This window comes from Acidaminobacterium chupaoyuni (assembly GCF_047936785.1).
GTDB lineage: Bacteria > Bacillota > Clostridia > Oscillospirales > Butyricicoccaceae > Acidaminobacterium > Acidaminobacterium chupaoyuni.
This window is the reverse complement of sequence record NZ_CP176394.1, coordinates 2,132,816-2,150,825: the sequence shown is the minus strand read 5'-3', so window position 1 is coordinate 2,150,825 and position 18,010 is coordinate 2,132,816. Positions and strand designations below refer to the sequence as shown.

The 18,010-nt window shown below is 52.8% G+C and carries 17 protein-coding genes; 9 read left to right on the top strand and 8 right to left on the bottom strand.

All coding sequences use genetic code 11. The annotated features are described in order from the left end of the window. Window positions 1-67: 67 nt before the first annotated feature. From rplK to rpmG, 4 genes are all read right to left on the bottom strand, one after another. Entirely contained in the window at window positions 68-493 is a 426-nt protein-coding gene (gene rplK, locus ACJA3I_RS10355) for a 50S ribosomal protein L11 (RefSeq protein WP_458862519.1), read from the bottom strand. A 104-nt stretch (window positions 494-597) separates the two neighbouring features. After that, window positions 598-1,122 (bottom strand): transcription termination/antitermination protein NusG, encoded by a 525-nt coding sequence (gene nusG, locus ACJA3I_RS10350; protein WP_458862518.1) that lies wholly within the window; start codon window positions 1,120-1,122, stop codon window positions 598-600. A 24-nt stretch (window positions 1,123-1,146) separates the two neighbouring features. Continuing rightward, entirely contained in the window at window positions 1,147-1,428 is a 282-nt protein-coding gene (gene secE, locus ACJA3I_RS10345; RefSeq protein ID WP_458862517.1) for a preprotein translocase subunit SecE, read from the bottom strand. Window positions 1,429-1,458: 30 nt separating this feature from the next. Beyond that, window positions 1,459-1,608 (bottom strand): 50S ribosomal protein L33, encoded by a 150-nt coding sequence (gene rpmG / locus ACJA3I_RS10340; RefSeq protein ID WP_191513249.1) that lies wholly within the window; start codon window positions 1,606-1,608, stop codon window positions 1,459-1,461. 449 nt (window positions 1,609-2,057) lie between these two features. On the opposite strand from rpmG, the gene ruvX reads away from it, so the two are divergent. Then, window positions 2,058-2,471, top strand: a complete 414-nt coding sequence (ruvX, locus tag ACJA3I_RS10335; RefSeq protein ID WP_458862516.1) for a Holliday junction resolvase RuvX — start codon at window positions 2,058-2,060, stop codon at window positions 2,469-2,471. On the opposite strand, the gene ACJA3I_RS10330 is transcribed toward ruvX, so the two are convergent. Beyond that, window positions 2,444-2,848, bottom strand: coding sequence for a TSUP family transporter (locus ACJA3I_RS10330; protein ID WP_458862515.1), 405 nt, complete (start codon window positions 2,846-2,848; stop codon window positions 2,444-2,446). The two genes, ruvX and ACJA3I_RS10330, sit on opposite strands and share 28 nt — an antisense overlap. Window positions 2,849-2,860: 12 nt before the next feature. After that, window positions 2,861-3,391, bottom strand: a complete 531-nt coding sequence (locus tag ACJA3I_RS10325; protein WP_458862514.1) for a TSUP family transporter — start codon at window positions 3,389-3,391, stop codon at window positions 2,861-2,863. Between the two features lie 675 nt (window positions 3,392-4,066). Between ACJA3I_RS10325 and ACJA3I_RS10320 the strand changes: the two genes are divergently transcribed. Next, window positions 4,067-5,668 carry a ribonuclease J gene (locus ACJA3I_RS10320; RefSeq protein ID WP_458863848.1) on the top strand — a complete coding sequence of 534 codons (1,602 nt, stop codon included), beginning with the start codon at window positions 4,067-4,069 and terminating at the stop codon, window positions 5,666-5,668. Between the two features lie 178 nt (window positions 5,669-5,846). Here the strand turns inward: ACJA3I_RS10320 and ACJA3I_RS10315 are convergent, their stop codons facing one another. Continuing rightward, complete coding sequence (locus ACJA3I_RS10315) at window positions 5,847-7,058, bottom strand: CD0519/CD1768 family membrane protein (RefSeq protein ID WP_458862513.1); 1,212 nt, start codon at window positions 7,056-7,058, stop codon at window positions 5,847-5,849. Between the two features lie 219 nt (window positions 7,059-7,277). On the opposite strand from ACJA3I_RS10315, the gene ACJA3I_RS10310 reads away from it, so the two are divergent. From ACJA3I_RS10310 to ftsH, 7 genes are all read left to right on the top strand, one after another. After that, complete coding sequence (locus ACJA3I_RS10310) at window positions 7,278-8,162, top strand: LysR family transcriptional regulator (protein WP_458862512.1); 885 nt, start codon at window positions 7,278-7,280, stop codon at window positions 8,160-8,162. A gap of 325 nt (window positions 8,163-8,487) precedes the next feature. Further along, a complete protein-coding gene (locus ACJA3I_RS10305; RefSeq protein WP_458862511.1) occupies window positions 8,488-10,524 on the top strand; it encodes a DHH family phosphoesterase in 2,037 nt (678 codons plus the stop codon). A gap of 49 nt (window positions 10,525-10,573) precedes the next feature. After that, window positions 10,574-11,029, top strand: coding sequence for a 50S ribosomal protein L9 (gene rplI / locus ACJA3I_RS10300; RefSeq protein ID WP_458862510.1), 456 nt, complete (start codon window positions 10,574-10,576; stop codon window positions 11,027-11,029). 27 nt (window positions 11,030-11,056) lie between these two features. Continuing rightward, complete coding sequence (gene dnaB / locus ACJA3I_RS10295; protein ID WP_458862509.1) at window positions 11,057-12,388, top strand: replicative DNA helicase; 1,332 nt, start codon at window positions 11,057-11,059, stop codon at window positions 12,386-12,388. Further along, window positions 12,378-13,715 (top strand): tRNA lysidine(34) synthetase TilS, encoded by a 1,338-nt coding sequence (gene tilS, locus ACJA3I_RS10290; RefSeq protein WP_458862508.1) that lies wholly within the window; start codon window positions 12,378-12,380, stop codon window positions 13,713-13,715. Before dnaB ends, tilS begins: the two co-directional genes overlap by 11 nt. Continuing rightward, window positions 13,715-14,269: a hypoxanthine phosphoribosyltransferase gene (gene hpt / locus ACJA3I_RS10285; RefSeq protein ID WP_458862507.1), complete on the top strand. Its 555-nt coding sequence runs from the start codon at window positions 13,715-13,717 to the stop codon at window positions 14,267-14,269. The genes tilS and hpt overlap by 1 nt, the downstream gene beginning before the upstream one ends. 67 nt (window positions 14,270-14,336) lie before the next feature. Beyond that, a complete protein-coding gene (ftsH, locus tag ACJA3I_RS10280) occupies window positions 14,337-16,271 on the top strand; it encodes an ATP-dependent zinc metalloprotease FtsH (protein WP_458863847.1) in 1,935 nt (644 codons plus the stop codon). Between the two features lie 381 nt (window positions 16,272-16,652). Here ftsH and ACJA3I_RS10275 read toward each other — a convergent pair whose 3' ends face one another. Then, window positions 16,653-17,894 carry a M20/M25/M40 family metallo-hydrolase gene (locus ACJA3I_RS10275; RefSeq protein WP_458862506.1) on the bottom strand — a complete coding sequence of 414 codons (1,242 nt, stop codon included), beginning with the start codon at window positions 17,892-17,894 and terminating at the stop codon, window positions 16,653-16,655. Between the last annotated feature and the right edge of the window lie 116 nt (window positions 17,895-18,010).

Sequence of the window (18,010 nt, the reverse complement as noted above, 5' to 3'; positions counted from 1 at the left end):
CGGCGCAGTGCCGCTGCCGCGCCCATTCTGTTTCGGGCGTCGGACTTTTTGTAAGTGATTCTCTGTTTTATTCTTCGACTGTGATGCCCATGGAACGAGCTGTGCCGGCGATCATGCTCATGGCAGATTCCACACTTGCGGCGTTCAGGTCGGGCATTTTCAGCTCGGCGATCTTCTGAAGATCTTCTTTGGAAAGCTGAGCGACCTTTGTTTTGTTAGGAACAGCCGAACCGCTCTGCAATTTGCAAGCTTTCTTGATCAGAACAGCGGCGGGCGGTGTTTTTGTAATAAACGAGAAAGAACGATCAGCGTATACTGTAATGACAACAGGAATGATCAAATCGCCTTCATTTTTTGTGCGTTCATTGAATTCCTTTGTGAATGCCATGATGTTGACACCATGCTGACCGAGAGCAGGACCAACCGGGGGAGCCGGAGTAGCCTTGCCTGCGGGGATCTGAAGCTTAATTAAACCTACTACTTTTTGTGCCACTTTCGTTGCACCTCCTTGAAAAAATGTGGTAAAATTGGGCGTTTACGCCCTCCCACCCAAAAGCCACAGCCTTTGGTATGAAAAACCCACCCGGGTTTTCGGAGTTATTTTTCCAGCGACGCGACCTGATTGAATTTCAGTTCAACCGGCGTTTCGCGACCCAGCATGGAAACCAGGACAGTAACCATCTGCTGCTCGATAGAAATTTCTTTGACCAGCCCGACGAAGCCTTCCAAAGCGCCGTCGATGATTTTGACATTGTCGCCGATCTCATAAGAAAGATGGATCTCATGTTTCTCGACGCCAAGTGCAGCTACTTCCTGTTCGGTCAGGGGCACAGGCTTGCTGCCCGGGCCGACAAAACTGGTGACACCGCGAGTGTTGCGCACGACATACCAGCTATCGTCTGTCATGACCATTTTGATAAGGACATAGCCGGGGAACATCTTGCGTTCGACTTCTTTTTTGCCCGTATCTCTGATCTCGGTCACCGTTTCCATCGGAACGCGGATATCGAAAATCAAATTCTGCAGTTTGCGGTTTTCCACCGTTTTTTGAATGGTTGCGGCTACTTTGTTTTCATAGCCGGAGTATGTGTGAATCACATACCAGTTTGCATTATCAGACATAAGACGCTCCCGTTTGGTTGGAAATTAACCGATCAAACCGATCAGCAGATTTCTCAGTGTAGAGAAACCGGCATCCAGCAGCCAAACAAAAATACCAACCGCAACGATGCAGACGATAACAACGCCTGTGTTGTTGGCAACCTGTTTCCAAGTGGGCCACACAACTTTTTTTGCTTCGCTGGTCAGTTCGCGGAACCATTTGGAAATTTTCTTTCCGGCTCTGGCGAATGCGTTGGGCTTTTGCTTTTGAGGCTTTTCGGCAACTTCTTTCCGATTTTCCAGATTGTTGTTGTTCTGTTCAGCCATGAAGCTACACCTCTACCTTTCTACAGTTCCTTACTTGGTTTCCCGGTGTAAGGTGTGTTTACGGCAGAAACGGCAATACTTGTTCATCTCAAGACGATCGGGATCATTCTTCTTGTTCTTCATGGTATCGTAGTTTCTCTGTTTGCATTCCGTACACGCTAATGTAACCTTAACGCGCATATTGCGGCACCTCCTTAAAATAATTGCCTCCCTTATTTCAGGACCTTTGTAACAGGCATAAAAAAAGACCCTGATAGGTACAATTAGAATACCATATACAGGGGGCATGGTCAAGATGAATTTGAAAAAAATTTCAAAAAACACAGAAAATCAAAGCGGACACCGTGTTAACAAAGAAAAATAATGCCATAAAACCGATCATGCGGTGTTTTGCGCGTTCGCCTTTTTGCGACATTGCCGCTCTGCTATGATAAAATCACCGCGCGGGGCATGGCGAAAGCCGGCCTTTCGGCGCCCGATGGTCGATTTTGCGAACTGCGCATTGCTTTTATGCGCCATTCATTATATAGTATAGTATCACAGTTCACAAGATCACGGCAGAGTGTTTGCCGAAAATTTTAAATAAAAAAGCAAAACACAGCAAAACAGAGAGAGAAGAGGAAGAAAAAATGGTCATGGCCTTGGATTTGGGCGATACACGCACAGGGGTGGCGTTTTCGGATCTGACGGAAATGCTGGGAAGCCGCGCCTACAGCGTGACAGAATATAATAAAGATAAGCTGCTGGAAAAGGTCCTGGAGATCATTCGGCAGGAAAAACCGCGGGTGGTGGTGGTGGGGCTGCCCACCAACATGAACGGAACGGAGGGCGACCGGGCCGCGGGCGCGCGGCTGTTTGCCCAGCGGCTGAAAGAAAGCGCGGGCTGCGAGATCGCGCTTTGGGATGAACGGATGACTTCTGTGATGGCAAACCGCATCCTCAGCGATGCCGGCAAAAAGCGCGGCAAGCAGCGGGCGCGGGTGGATGCCGTGGCGGCTTCGCTGATTTTACAAAGCTATCTGGATGCATCTTTGCCTCGCTGAGCAGGGCGCTCACCGCGAAAGGAACGCCAGGCCACCACAAGCAGCAGCAGCCCGAAGGCGCGGCGCAAAAGCTCGGTGGAAACACGCGAGGCCAGCCACCCGCCCAATAAACAGCAGGCGCATCCGGGAAGGATGGCGGGCAGCAGCGCTTTTTCTTCGATCAGCCCCAAGCGCCAATGAGAAACGATGGCGGGCGGCGCGGCGGCGATAAAATAACAAAGGTTGATGGCCTGGGCCGTCTGCTGGCGGATGCCCGCGACACCGGTCAGCCACAGCAGAAGCAGCGTTCCACCGCCGATGCCCGCGCCGGTGAGGATGCCCGTGACGGCGCCCACCAGCAAAGCGAAAACGAATGAAATAAAAATTCCTCCCCGCATCGATTTGAAAATCTAAAAAAACAGATTGCGGATACCGCCCCAGCACAATAAAACGGTAAAAATGCGCCGCAGCCAAACTTCCGGCAGATGTTTCACGCAGCGGTCGCAGATCAGGCCGCCCAGAAAACCGCCCAGCAGATAAGGCAGCGCTGTGGAAAATTCCAGCGCACCGGCCCGCAGATAGGGGATCAGCGAGAGCGCGCAAAGGGGCAGCATGATGCTCACGGAAGTGGCCAGCGCGCGGCGCGGCGAAAGGCGGCAGGGGCCGCTGAGAATGGGCACAAGCAAAAGCCCGCCGCCCGCGCCCAGAAACCCGCAGAGAAGCCCCGCCAGCGCGCCTGCGGCGGCATAAAGCGGGCTGAAAGAACGAACTCGCAAAAAAACATCACCTCTTTTCATTAGCGTTCCAAAACAAAGGATAATTATTCTTTTTAAAACAAGTGTGGCTAAATGAAGGGGTATGTGATATACTGTAATTAATAAGCGGTAAAATCCATACCGCGAAAACGGAGCTGCCGCAGAGAATGCGGCTTGTCGGTTCAAACGAAAATCGCCGCGGATGCCTGCAAAAACAGAGCGGAAGCGAAGCCTTTTTCGGCCGATGTGATTCGAAAAGAACAGGGAGCCGTGGTGTTGAAAGCTGCCTGTAAAATAATATTTTTAACCCAAATTTGAACCTAAAGAATTCGGAGAAGTGATTGAATGTCTGAAAATTTAAAAAAAGAAGCAGGCGCTTCCACAGAAAATCGTGGAGAAGCGTCTAAGAAAAGTGCGCCTAAAAAGCCGGTTTTTCGCGGAAATCGCCAAAAAAAGAAACCGGAAGGCGAAGCAACCACATTAAAAGAAGCCGTTGCGCAGGAACGCGAAAAGAGCAAGGCCCAGGCGCAGCAGCAACAGCAGAAACCGCAGCAGGCACAGCAGCCTGCCGCCGAAAAAAACAAGAGCGGCCGCTCGCAGCAAAACCGCAGAAGGCCCCAGCAAAACCGCAGAAAACCGCCTGAAGCCGCCGCGGCCAACACAGCGGCAAACACCGCCGCCGGCGCGGAAAAACCGGCGGCCGAAACGCAGCAGCCGGCAAAACAGCAGGCCAAACCGAACAACCAGCGCCGCCGCGGCAATCCGCAGAAAAAGGCGGAAGCGGGCGCTTTCGGCGCCAAGGGCGGCAAAAACCGCCTGAAGATCATTTCGCTGGGCGGCCTTTGCGAAATCGGCAAAAACATGACGGTGTTTGAATATGGCAACGATATCATCGTGGTGGATTGCGGCATGACTTTCCCCGATGATGAAATGCTGGGCGTGGATCTGGTGATCCCCGATACCACTTATCTGCAGCAGAACGCCGATCGTGTTCGCGGCTTTCTGATCACCCACGGCCATGAAGATCATATCGGCGCCATCCCTTATGTATTGCGCGATCTGAATGTGCCTATTTATTGCACGCCGCTTACGGCGGGCATCATCAAAATGCGCACGGCAGAACACCGCAACCTGAAAAAAATCAAGATCCACGAGAAAAAAGCAGGCAGCAAATTCAAGCTGGGCTGTTTTGATATCGAGTTTATCAATGTCAACCATTCCGTGCCCGATGCGGTGGCCATGGCCATTAAATCCCCGGTGGGAACCTGCATCATCACGGGCGATTTCAAGATCGATTCCACCCCCATCGGCGGCGAAATGATCGATCTGGCCCGTTTTGGCGAACTGGGCAAAGAAGGCGTGCTGATGCTGATGGCCGATTCCACCAACGCGGAACGCCCCGGCTTTGCCATGAGCGAACGAAAAGTGGGCGCGGCGCTGGATGCACAGTTCAAAAACTGTCGCAGCCGTATTCTGGTGGCCACCTTTGCTTCCAATGTCTATCGTTTGCAGCAGATCATCAATGTGGCGGCCAAATATGGGCGCAAAGTGGCGGTTTCCGGCAGAAGCATGGAAAACATTTTGAAAGTGACCACAGAGCTTGGGTATATCGAAGCGCCGAAGGATCTGCTGGTCGATATCAGCACCATCCGCCAGTTCACCCCCGAGCAGCTCTGCATCATCACCACGGGCAGCCAGGGTGAACCCATGAGCGCCCTTTCGCGCATGGCGTTCGGTTCCCACAAACAGGTGGAAGTGGGCCCCGGGGATAAAATCCTGATTTCGGCTTCACCGATCCCCGGCAACGAAAAATCGGTTTACACTTTAATTAATGAACTGGTTCGCCGCGGCGCGGAAGTGGTTTATGACAAACTGGCCGATATGCATGTTTCGGGCCACGCCTGCCAGGAAGAGCTGAAACTTATCATGGCGCTGACCAAACCGAAATATTTCATGCCGGTGCATGGCGAATATCGCCATTTGAAGATCAATGCGGGTCTGGCCGCTTCCACAGGGGTTGCCCGTGAAAATATCTTTATTTCCGAAATCGGCAAAGTTCTTGAAGTTTCGAAAGACGGCGCCGGGTTCAACGGAACCGTTCCCAGCGGCAAAGTGCTGGTGGATGGTTTGGGCGTTGGCGATGTGGGCAACGCCGTTCTGCGCGACCGCAAACACCTTTCTCAAGATGGCCTGATCGTTGCGGTGGTCACTTTGGATGCCGCCACGGGCAGCGTGATCGCAGGGCCGGATATCGTTTCGCGCGGCTTCGTATTCATGCGTGAAGCGGAAGATCTGACCGAAGGCATGCGCAAAGCGGCCACCGCCGCGCTGGAAGAATGCCTGCGCAGCGGCGTAAGAGATTGGTCGGGCATGAAAGCCACCATCAAAGATTGCATCGCCGGGTATATCTATAAAAAAACCAAGCGCAGCCCCATGGTTTTGCCTGTTATTATGGAAATTTAGGGCGGCTGTCGATCATAAAAGTTTCAGGGCGCGGGGCGGAATGCAAAAATTCTGCCTCGCGCCTTTTCAGATCCCGGCCGATATCGGGTTTTTGATCCATCATGGAAAAGAAAAAGCCGCCAACCCTTTCGGATTGGCGGCTTCGTCTATCTTACAGCGCCATTTTACAGCGCATCTTTTAAAGCATGGAGAAAAGAACGAACAGCCAGTTGGCCGCAACGCCGGCGACGATGCCGCCCACGGTGTGGCAGGCGATGGCTTTGCCGGATAATTTCGGGAATCCCAGCGCATCCATCATGGAAACATGGGTGGAAAGGTAGCCGCTCCAGCACATGCACATGGCGGTGAACACCGCGATGTCGTGGGGGTTGGCCGCGCCGCCTTTCAACAGGGAAGGCACAAGGCCGATGGCCGCGCCGGCAGAGCCGAGGGCAGTGATGGGAACGGCGATGCAGCCGCTGCTGGTGAAGCCAAAGAGCGGCTTGAGAAGAAAATCGATCTTGCCCGCCAGATAAGGCAGAAGGCCGATGCCCTGATCTGCCGCGCCGGTGTAACCGCCCGCGGGCATGCCGCTGGTGAGCATCAGAACCAGTGTGCAGATGATCACAACGCCGGGAACGATGGCCAGCCCCAGCTCTACGCCGGTCTTGCCGCCTTCCAGCGTGGCCGTGAGCACGCGTTCGCCCAGTTTTTTGTGTTCTTCGGTTTTCTTTTCCGCTTCTTCCGGTGAAATTTCGGGCGCGGGATCTGCCGCGATTTCTGCGCCGAAAAGCTTTTTGGTATAGCGCAGCATCAGGCGGGTGGAAACGATGCTGCCGACGATGGCGCCCAGATTGCCGATGAGGGCGGCTTTGCCCAGATCGACGCCCGCCGTGGAACTCAGGCCGATCATAAAGGTGGTGACGATCAGCCCCATGCCGAAGGCGGTGCCGATGTTGGTCAGCGCGGGCATCTGATATTTTTTAAAGTATTTGCGAAAGCCTTTGTCATCCGCCAGCGCCAGAATGGCGGGGTTGTCTGACAGGTATGTGGTAACCACGCCCAAAGCGGATGCACCGGGCAGGCCATAAAGCGGCCGCATCAGCGGAGAAAGGATCTTGTTCACCATGTCGGTGACGCCGAATTCCGTCAGCAGGGCGGAAAACGCGCTCATGATGACGGCGATGGCCATGATGTAAAACGCGGTCTTCAGCAACAGCTGATAGGCGGTGTTCATCATGGTGTTCAGCATGTTGGCCAGGCCCATCTGGCTTGCAAACACATAGTTCACCAGAAGCAGGATGGCAACAAAGCAGACGGGTTCTGCCCACTTGATGAGAGACTTTGCCGTGGGGGCGGCTTTCGGGGCGATCTTCGCTTCTTCCCGAATCGTGAATTGCTCAGTGTTCATCGTTTTCACCATTCCATCAACACAAATTGTTCTTTGTGGCGCTGCTGTGAACGGGCAAAAAAATTTGCAAAAAAAACCATTCAAAGAACTTGCAAGATTGATTGTAACATGTCATGATGAGCATAAAAAGAACGAGTTTTTTATCGATGTCACAAAAATTCCTCATATCTTAAATTTACTGCGGCAGGAAAAAAGATACAGAAAAAAGGGGCAGGGAGAATGAGCATGAATTTGAATTATTACACGGTGTTTCTTGATATTGCAAAGACCCATAACCTCACCGAAACAGCCGAAAGAATGAATTACACCCAATCCGGCGTCAGCCATATTGTGGCAGAACTGGAAAAACAGCTGGGGGTAACGCTGCTGATCCGCCGCAAGCAGGGCGTTTTGCTGACCGCCGAAGCCCGGCAGCTGGTGCAGACCATGCAGGAGGTCATCTCCCAGAACGACAAGCTGCTGCAGCAGGCAGATCATTTATCCGGCCACAAGGGGAATGTGGTGCGGGTGGGAACCTTTCTCAGCGTGGCGGTGCACTGGCTGCCCCACATCCTGCGAAAATTTGAAAAAGACAACCCGGAAACCCGGGTGGTGCTGCGGGATGGGCTGTATCAGGATGTGGAAAAATGGCTGGCGGCCGGTGAGATCGACTGCGGCTTCACCAACAGCAGCACCAGTTCGGAATTTGAATTTGTGCCGCTGCGCTCTGAACCGCTGCTGGCGGTGCTGCCCAAAGATCATCCGCTGGCGCGGCAGAAATGCGTGACGCTGAAAGAACTGTCTGTTCTGCCCTTTATCGTGCCGGGCGAGGGCACCAACTATGATGTGGGGCGCATGCTGGAAATGGAGCGGGTCAGCATGACCTACCGCTATTCCGTCAACGATGATTACGCGGCGCTGGCCATGGTGCGCAACGGCTTGGGCGTGACCATCATGCCCAAGCTGATTTTGGAAGAGAACCGCCGGGGGCTGTGTGTGCTGCCGCTGGAAAACGACTATGAGCGCACCATCGGCATCTCGGTGCAGCGGCATGGCGCGCGGTCTGTGGCCTGCGGCGCGTTCATCGATTATACCCAGCGCTGGCTGGCGGAGCATCATAAATAATGAAGAAAGCCTGCTGCAAAATAAAACGGTGCGGAATTTCCCCGGCAACGATGTGTCGGGCCCGGATGCGGTTTTGCGGCAGGCCCTTTTCTGCTTTTTTGCGTATGGCGCAGAAATAATATGGAGATCCGGCGGCGCGTCGGACGAAAATAAAGTTTTCGGTTCGGGGCGGAACAGCCTGGAACCGTGAAGCGTTCGCCGGTTTTTTCGGCCAAAGCTTCGGCCGCGGGGCTTGCGGCATCGGCATGGATTTGTTATACTTAACTATACTTATACATCGTTTTGGTGAAGGGCGGTTTTCGCCAAAGCAGAGAGGCAGGCCTTTATGGAAAAAACCATCAGCCGAATCATGGAATCCGGAACAAAAATGACTTTCGCCGCGCTGATTTTTTTTGCGGCGCTTTCCGCGGCATATAATATTTGGCTTTCTTTAACGGAATTTGTCATCATCGTTCTGATTTATATTTATTACAGGGCGCGGGCAAAGCGCCGCCGCGCCGAAATACGGCGAACGGTGGAAACGCTGCTGTTTCAGGTGGATGACGCCTCGAAAAACTCGCTGGTGAATTTCCCGCTGCCAACGGCCATTCTGCGCATCGACACCGGCGAAGTGGTTTGGTGCAACGACAGCTTTTTCGATATCACGGGCGCCCATGAACGCCTGTTCAATATGCACATCACCGATGTGATGGATGGGTTCGACACACGCTGGATCATGGAAGGGCGAACAAAATGCCCCTATGAAGTGGCGGTGAACGGCAGAAAATTCGATGTTTACGGCAATATTGTGCGCGGCGGGGCATCCGATGCTTCGGTGGGCGCGCTGCTGATGACCATGTATTGGGTGGATGTGACCGAATTTTCCGAGATCCGCTCAAAATATGAAAAGACCCGACCCGTGGTGGCCCAGATCGTTTTGGATAGCTATGAAGAACTGATCAAAAACGCTTCCGATTCCGAAAAATCAAAACTGACGGCGCAGGTGGATGAAGAGATCGCCAATTGGGCGGAACCCATCCACGGCATCGTGCGGCGGCTGGATCGCGACAAATATCTGTTCATTTTCGAACAGCAGGATCTGATGACTTTTATCGACAGCAAATTCGAAGTGCTGGATAAAGTGCGCGAGATCAAAAACAACGCGGGCATCAGCGCCACGCTTTCCATCGGCATCGGCAAAGGCGACACCAACCTGACAGAGCTTTCGCAATATGCGCGGCTGGCGGTGGATACCGCGCTGGCCCGCGGCGGCGATCAGGTGGTCATCAAATCGAAATATGCTTTCGAATTTTACGGCGGGCGCACCAAAGAGATCGAAAAGCGCACCAAAGTGAAATCGCGCGTGGTGGCCAATTCTCTGCGCCAATATATCAAAGATTCCTCTTATGTTTTCGTGATGGGCCATCAGCTTTCCGATCTGGATTGCATCGGCGCCGCGGCGGGCATCTGCGCCGCCGTGAGAAAATGCGGCAAGAACCCCTATTTTATTGTAGACCGTGAGAAAACTTCGGCAAAAGAACTGATCGACCGGCTGGCCGAAATGGAAGAATATAAAGAAAGCTTCATCAAACCCGATGACGCCATTTTCATCGCCGACGCCAATTCTCTGCTGATCGTTGTGGATACCAACCGGCCGGATTTCGTGGAATATCCCCAGGTGCTGCAAACCATCCAGCGCGTGGCCGTGATCGACCATCATCGCCGCGCCGCCAGCTATATCGAGAATTTTTCCATCAGCCTGCATGAGCCTTATGCCAGTTCCACCAGCGAACTGGTGACAGAGCTTTTGCAATATATTTTAAGCGGAACGCAGGATCTGAAAAAAGAAGAAGCCGAAGCGCTGCTGGCCGGCATTTTCCTTGACACCAAGAGCTTCACGGTGAAAACAGGCGTGAGAACCTTTGAAGCGGCGGCTTATCTGAAACAGTGCGGCGCAGATACGGTGGAAGTGCGCCGGCTGTTCAATAATAATTTCGACAGCTACATCAAAAAATATCAGATCATCTCAAACGCCGAACAGACTTTCCCCGGGGTGTCGATCTCGGTGTTCGATGAAAATACCGAGCGCGCCATCGCCTCACAGGCGGCGGATGAATTGATCAATATCACCGGCATCAAGGCTTCGTTTGTGGTGTTTGCCGAAAGAGATACGGATGTTGCCATTTCCGCCCGTTCTTATGGGCAGATGAATGTTCAGGTGGTGCTTGAAAAGCTGGGCGGCGGCGGCAGCCTCACCATGGCGGGCGCCCAGTTCGCCAACGCTTCGGTTCAAGATGTGGCGGCCAAACTGAATGAAGCTTTAGAAGAATATCTCAGAGAGACCACCCAATCTGAAAAAGAGACCAACGAATCAAATCGCTGACCGTGCGCAGACAGAAAACGCATCGCACGGAGAAAAAGGAGAACAAACCATGAAAATGATTTTATTGCAGGATGTCAAGGGGCAGGGCAAGAAGGGGCAGATCATCGAAGCATCCGATGGATACGCCCGCAATTTTCTGATGCCGCGCAAATTGGCGGCCCCCGCCACGGCGGATGTGCTCAACGCCAAGAAGATCGCCGATGAAGCGCAGGAACGCAGAGCGCGCCTTGAAAAAGAACACGCGCAGGAGCTGGCCAAAAAGCTGGGCGATCTGCCGGTGCAGGTCTATGCAAAAGCCGGCGCGGGCGGCCGTCTGTTCGGTTCCGTCACCAGCAAAGAGATCGCCGAAGCGCTGACCAAACAGCACGCGGTGGAAGTGCCCAAGAATAAAATCGTGCTGGATGAACCCATCAAAAATTTCGGCACCTATCAAGTGAAGGCAAAGTTATATCCCGAAGTGGTGGCGACGGTGAAAGTGGTCGTCAGCGAGATGGAGGAAAAGTAATTTTCGCCGACGGAAGAAGGAACCAATATGGACGAACTGCTTTCTAAACAAACACCCCATAGCGTCGAGGCCGAGCAATCGGTCATCGGCGCCATCTTATTTGACCCCGCCTGCGTTTCCAAAGTGGTGGAATTGCTGCAGCCGGAAGATTTTTATTTGGAATCGAACCACGCGATCTATGAAACCATCAGCAGCATGTTCACCGGCGGCAAAAAGATCGATCCGGTAACGGTTCTGGAAGAAATGAAGCTGCTGGGCTATAAAGATCAGGCCGACCGCAATTATTTTTTGCAGCTGATCGATATCACGCCCACTTCTGCCAATGTGATGGAATATGCCCGCATCGTGCGCGAAAAAAGAATGCTGCGCGATCTGCAAAAGATCTGCAGCGAAATTTTCGATTTGACCCGCAGCGAGCAGGAAAGCGCCCAGACCATCGCGGAACTGGCGGAACAGAAAATTTACGCCATCCGCCAGGGCAGAGAGATCACGGGCCTGCGCCATGTGAATTCGGTCATCAAGGATGTTTATGACCAGCTGGATGAACTGGCGGCCAACCCCGGCAAGCTGCCGGGCCTGCCTTCGGGCTTTTCCGATCTGGATAACGCGCTGGGCGGCCTGAATAAATCCGACTTGATTTTGATCGCGGCCCGACCCGGCATGGGCAAAACCAGCTTCGCGCTGAATATCATCATGGCTGCCGCCGAAAAATCGGGCAAAGATGTGGCGGTGTTCCAGCTTGAAATGTCTGATACCCAGCTGGCCACCCGCATGCTTTCCAGTGAAGCGCTGGTGGATAGCCGCAAGCTGCGCATGGGCACACTGAATGAAGAAGATTGGGATAAAATTGCCCACGCTTCGGCCATCCTTTCCAAAACCAATATCTATATCGAAGATAATTCGGCCATTTCGGTTTCTGAGATCAAGGCAAAATGCCGCCGATTAGGCGATAAGCTGGGTCTGATCGTCATCGACTATCTCCAGCTGATGCAGGGTTCCAAAAGCAGTGAAAACCGCGTGCAGCAGATCTCTGAAATTTCACGCTCGCTGAAGATCATGGCCAAAGAACTGAATGTTCCCGTTATCTGCCTTTCTCAGCTTTCCCGCGGGCCGGAGCAGCGCCCCAACAAGCGGCCGATGCTTTCCGATCTGCGTGAATCCGGTGCCATCGAGCAGGATGCCGATATCGTTTTGTTCCTTTATCGTGATGATTACTATAACCCCGACAGCGAAAAGAAAAATGTGGTGGAATGTATCATCGCCAAAAACCGCCACGGCGAAGTGGGAACCATCGAAATGCAGTGGCTGGGGCAATATACCCGCTTTTCCTCTCAGGATAAAACGCATTATGAACCTTAAAGAACAAATGGCCGCCACCATCGGGCGTTACGGCATGATCGAAAAAGGCGATCTGGTGCTTTGCGCGCTTTCGGGCGGCGGCGATTCCATGGCCATGACGGCCGTGCTGGCGCAGCTTCGGCCGGTTTTGGGTTTCACGCTGGCGGCGGCGCATTTCACTCATGGCCTTCGCCCCCAGGCGGCAGAAGCCGAGTGTGAACTGGCGCGGGCCTTTTGCAACGAGCGCCAAATCGCTTTTTACAGCGAAAAGGGCGATACGCGGCGTTTTTGTGAAGAACACCATCTGGGGCTGGAAGAAGGGGCGCGGCGGCTGCGTTATGATTTTTTGGCCCGTGTGGCCGAAACGATCGGCGCGCAGAAAATCGCAACGGGCCATCAGCGCGAAGATCATGCCGAAACCGTGATGCAGAACATGATGCGCGGAACGGGGCTTGCGGGCCTTTGCGGCATTCCACCGGTGAGGGGGAAGATCATTCGCCCCATGATCGAAGCCAGTGAAATGCAGATCGGGCAATATTTGGCCGAAAATCACATATCCTATGCCAGCGACCCCAGCAACGATCAGCCGGTCTGCGGCAGGAACCGCCTGAGAAAAACCGTGTTTCCGCGGCTGAGGGAGGTCTATCCCGAAGCCGAAGCAAAAATTTTTGAAATGAGCGACACCCTGCGCGGGGAAGCGGATTTTATCCGCGCGTTTGCACAGCGGGCTTTCGAAAACGCCGTCAGCGAAAAAAACGGCGCGATCGCCCTTGATTTGAAAGCGTGGCAGAAAGAACACCCCGCCATCCGCCGCCGCGTTCTGCGGGAATGCTGTTTTCGCGCGGGTTGCGGCGAAAAAGAACTTTCACGGCGCCATATCGATGCGCTGGAATCTCTCTGCGGCGGGCAAAGCGGCGGGCGGATCGATCTTCCGCGGCATATCACGGCACAAAAAAGCTTTGAGTTTCTGTTTTTTGCGGCAAAGACAGAAGAAAAACCGATTCCGACCGCCGTATTGGAAAAAAATCACGCGATTTTCTTGGCAGGCTGGCGATTTTCTCTTGACGAACCGCCGGAAAGAGACGATACTATAATAGGTTTTTATTGGGATCAGCAGACCCCAATCGTGATTCGGGCGCGCGCAGAGGGCGATTTTATAGAACTGGGCGATCATAAGAAAACACTCAAAAAATGGATGATCGAACAGCGCATCCCCGCCCCGCTTCGCGATCAGCTGCCGCTGATCTGCAGCGGCTGCCGCGTGCTTCATGTTTGCGGCTGCCCGCCCTTTTCAAGGGGAAAACAAGAAAAAACAGAGCATTGGATCATTGTGAGGAGAACGGAATAATGGAAAAAAAGAATATGTATGATGATATTCTGAAAGTATTGATCACCAAAGAAGAGATCGAAGCGAAAGTCGCGGAATTGGGCGAAGCGGTCTCGGCCGATTATGTGGGGAAAGATCCGCTGGTCATCAGCGTTTTAAAGGGTGCTTTTGTTTTTATGGCCGATTTTGTGCGCCATCTCAGCGTGCCCTGCACCATGGATTTCATGTCGGTTTCCAGTTATGGGGCCGGTGTGCGCTCTTCGGGCGAAGTGAAAATTATTAAAGATTTAGACACCATTATTGAAAACAGGCATGTTATAGTTGTAGAGGATATTTTAGACAGCGGCGTAACCTTAAGTTATTTATTGGAACTTTTACGCGCCAGAAAACCGGCTTCCATCAAGCTGGTCACCTTTTTAGATAAGCCCGAGCGCCGCAAGCGCCATGTGGATATCGATTATAAAGGCTTTGAAGTTCCTGATGAATTTGTGGTGGGCTATGGTCTGGATTATGCGGAAAAATACCGCAATTTGCCGGATATTTGTATTTTGAAACCCGAGGTTTATTCAAAATAAGTGCCTCGCGAAAGGTGGGAATCATTCGTTGACTGGAAACAATAATGAAAACGGTAATGGAAAGCGTATGCGCGGGATCGGGCTTTACGCTGTTTTGCTGATCATTCTGCTGGGAACGATCGGCGCACTGATGGATGGGCAGAAAAAAGAAACCGTGACCTATTCGGATGTGGTGAACTACTTTGAAAAAGAGCAGGTCACTGATTTCTTGATCAAAGGCAACAAGCTGACCATGCAGCTGAAAGACAAAAAAGTTCTTGAATATACGCTGCCCAGCGTGGATATTTTCCTTTATGATCTGGGCGATACGATCAAAGAACAGCGTGACGCAGGAACGCTCAAACAGGATTATGTGGAAGAAATGTCCATGCCCTGGTGGGCCACCTTTGTGCCCTATCTGGTCATCATCGCGCTTTTCGGCCTCTTCTGGTATTATATGATGAAAAAACAGGGGGACGGCGGCGCGAAAAACGCTTTGAATTTCGGAAAATCCCGCGCGAAACTGGCCACTGACGATAATAAAAAAGTGACCTTTGATGATGTGGCGGGCGCCGACGAAGAAAAAGGCGACCTGCAGGAAATCGTGGAATTTTTAAAAGCGCCGCGCAGATTTTTGGAATTGGGCGCGCGCATCCCGAAAGGCGTTTTGCTGGTGGGCCCTCCGGGCACCGGTAAAACACTGATCGCCAAAGCCGTGGCGGGCGAAGCGGGGGTTCCGTTTTTCTCGATCTCCGGTTCTGATTTTGTGGAATTATATGTGGGCGTGGGCGCTTCGCGTGTTCGCGATTTATTCGAACAGGCCAAAAAGCATGCCCCTGCCATTATTTTCATCGATGAGATCGACGCCGTTGGCCGCCAGCGCGGCGCTGGCTTAGGCGGCGGTCACGATGAACGCGAACAAACTTTGAATCAGCTGCTGGTGGAAATGGATGGTTTCGGCGCCAATGAAGGGGTCATTATCATCGCGGCCACCAACCGCCCCGATATTTTAGACAGCGCGCTGCTGCGCCCGGGCAGATTCGACAGACAGGTTTATATCGGCGTGCCGGATGTGAAGGGCCGCAAGGCGATTTTGGAAGTGCACGCCAAAAAGAAACCTTTCGCCAAGGATGTCAGCTTTGACGCCATTGCGAAAACAACGGCCGGGTTCACCGGCGCCGATTTAGAGAACCTGCTGAATGAAGCAGCTCTGCTGGCGGCGCGGCGCAATTTGAAGGCCATCACAAACCATGAGATCGATGATGCTTTCTTGAAAGTGATCATGGGCAATGAAAAGAAAAACAAGGTCATGTCTGAAAAAGAACGCAAGCTGACCGCTTTCCATGAAGCGGGCCATGCCCTTGTGACCCGTTTGATGCCTTCGCAGGATCCTGTGCACCAGATCTCCATCGTGCCCCGCGGCAGAGCAGGCGGCTTTACGCTGAGCTTGCCGCAGGAGGATAAATATTATTCTTCGAAATGCGAAATGGAAGATGAGCTGGTCACTTTGCTGGGCGGCCGCGTGGCCGAAAAGCTGGTGATGGATGATATTTCCACCGGCGCTTCGAATGATATCGACCGCGCTTCCACCATCGCGCGCCACATGGTCATGCGCTATGGCATGAGCGATGAACTGGGCCCCATCGTTTTCGGCAGCGACCACGATGAAGTGTTCCTGGGCCGCGATTTCACCACTTCGCGCAATTATTCCGAAGAAGTGGCGGCCAAAATCGACGCCGAAGTGAAAAAGATCATCGATATGGCTTATCAGCGCTGCGAACAGATGCTGCGCGATCATCGTGAAATTTTAGACCGCATCGCGGCTTATCTGCTGGAATATGAAACCATGGATGCGGAAGCCTTTGAAAAAACTTTCAACGGCGAAGAAGCCCTGCCCCCTCAGAGTGCGCAGGCTTCCACCCCGATCCTGGAACCTGTTCCTCAGCCGGCGACCGGTGAATTGACGCCGGAAGGGCACAAAACAGAGCCTTCGGGCGACAGCGGCGAAGAACAGAAGCAATAGTCTTGTTCCTTCGGTCAGCAAAAAGTATCGTTACAGCGGCAGGTTCCAAAGGAACCTGCCGCTGTTTTTGTTTATATCAGCTTGTGCCCGGCACATTTGAACGCCCATTGCTTCGCAATGCGCTGCGGTGAACAGGGTGTGAAGCGCGGGCTTGGCGCCGCCGGGAGTGGATTGCAAAAGTAAAGAGAGAAGCCATCCCGCTGCCGGCTGGAGGAGAGAAAAGAAAAATCCGTTTCAAGAACTTTGTGAAATTTTCGCCGCCGGCTTTACCGCTTAAGCGGGTGCCGGCTCAAATTTTCAGAATAAAAACAATAAAATGACAAAAAAGGGCCGCCGCAAAATCATTTTGCGGCGGCCCTTTAAGAGAGGAGAAAAAGCGATTTAAAGCGCCAGAGGTTTGGAAACGCCGGAAACGCCTGCCAGCATCAGGGCCAGCAAAAAGGCCTGCTGCACACCATGGAACGCGTTTTTGGTTTCAAAAAATTCATCCAGACGGTGGGCGTGGCTATCCAGCGAGCCCATGCCCAGGCAAACGGCGGGGATCTTTTTGCCGATGGGCATATTGGCGTTGGTGGAACCGCCATGGAAGAACATGGGGTCGTAACCCAGCGAACGGATAATGGCATAGGTGGCTTCTACAATGGGAGCGTGGGGCTCTTGCTTGCCCGCGGGAACATTGCAATAGCGCTTGTGAGTGAATGTGATGGTATCTTTGCCCCAGCGCGCGGTTTCTTCATCACAGGCTTCCTGAAGCGCTTTCAAGATCCTTTGATAAAGTTCATCCAGAACTTCTTGAGAATCAGAGCGGAAATTGAATTTGATGGTAGCTTCGGGAACGATGGCATGGATGCCGGCATCGTTGCCCGCATGGAAGTTGGAAACGCAGAATGAAGTTTTGGGATCTTCGGGAACTTGGAAATCGGCGATTTTTGCCACAGCGCGGGCGGCGGCGTTGAGGGGGTTTGCCACTTTGCCGAAAGAGCCGTGGGCATGGCCGCCGATGCCATGGAAAGTTGCTTCACAGGTCATATGCCCCGTTGCTTCAAAAACGATGCCTTCGGCGCTGCCGCCATCCACATCGATGCTGGCATCAATGGTGTTTTCTTCTAAAAATTTCAGGATGCCGCCAAAAGAACCGATGCCTTCTTCTTCCACCGTGCCCATAAAGATCAGATCGCCTTCGGTTTGGATCTGGGCGGCGTTCAGAGCGCGAATAACGGAAAGCGGAACCACGATGCCGCGGGTATCATCGGAAATGCCGGGGGCATAAACACGGGTGCCTTCCATGCGGGGCTCGATTTTCGTGCCCAGCGGGAACACGGTATCCATATGGCCTTCCATCAGAATTTTGGGGCCGTTTCCTGTGCCTTTGCGCACGCCGATCACATTGCCTGCGCTGTCGATATGCACATCCGAAAGCCCGAGTTCTTCATAAAATTCGCGATAACGGGCGGCTTTTTTGGCTTCGTGGAAAGTGGGTGCTTCGATCTTTGTCAGCTCGATTTGGTTTTCAAGCGTTTGATCGGCATCCTTTTCAATGAAAGCCAAGGCTTCTTTCACTTTTTGCTGCGAAAGCAAATTCTGAAGCATCAGTGAAATTGCGGGCGAAATTTCATAATTCATGTCAGATTCCTCCTCCTATATGACGGCCGTTTGGCCAGTGATCTTTTATGATATTATTATGAGCGCTGTGAAAGGCAAAATCAAGGTTTCGAAGCTTACCAATTGCAAATTCTCCA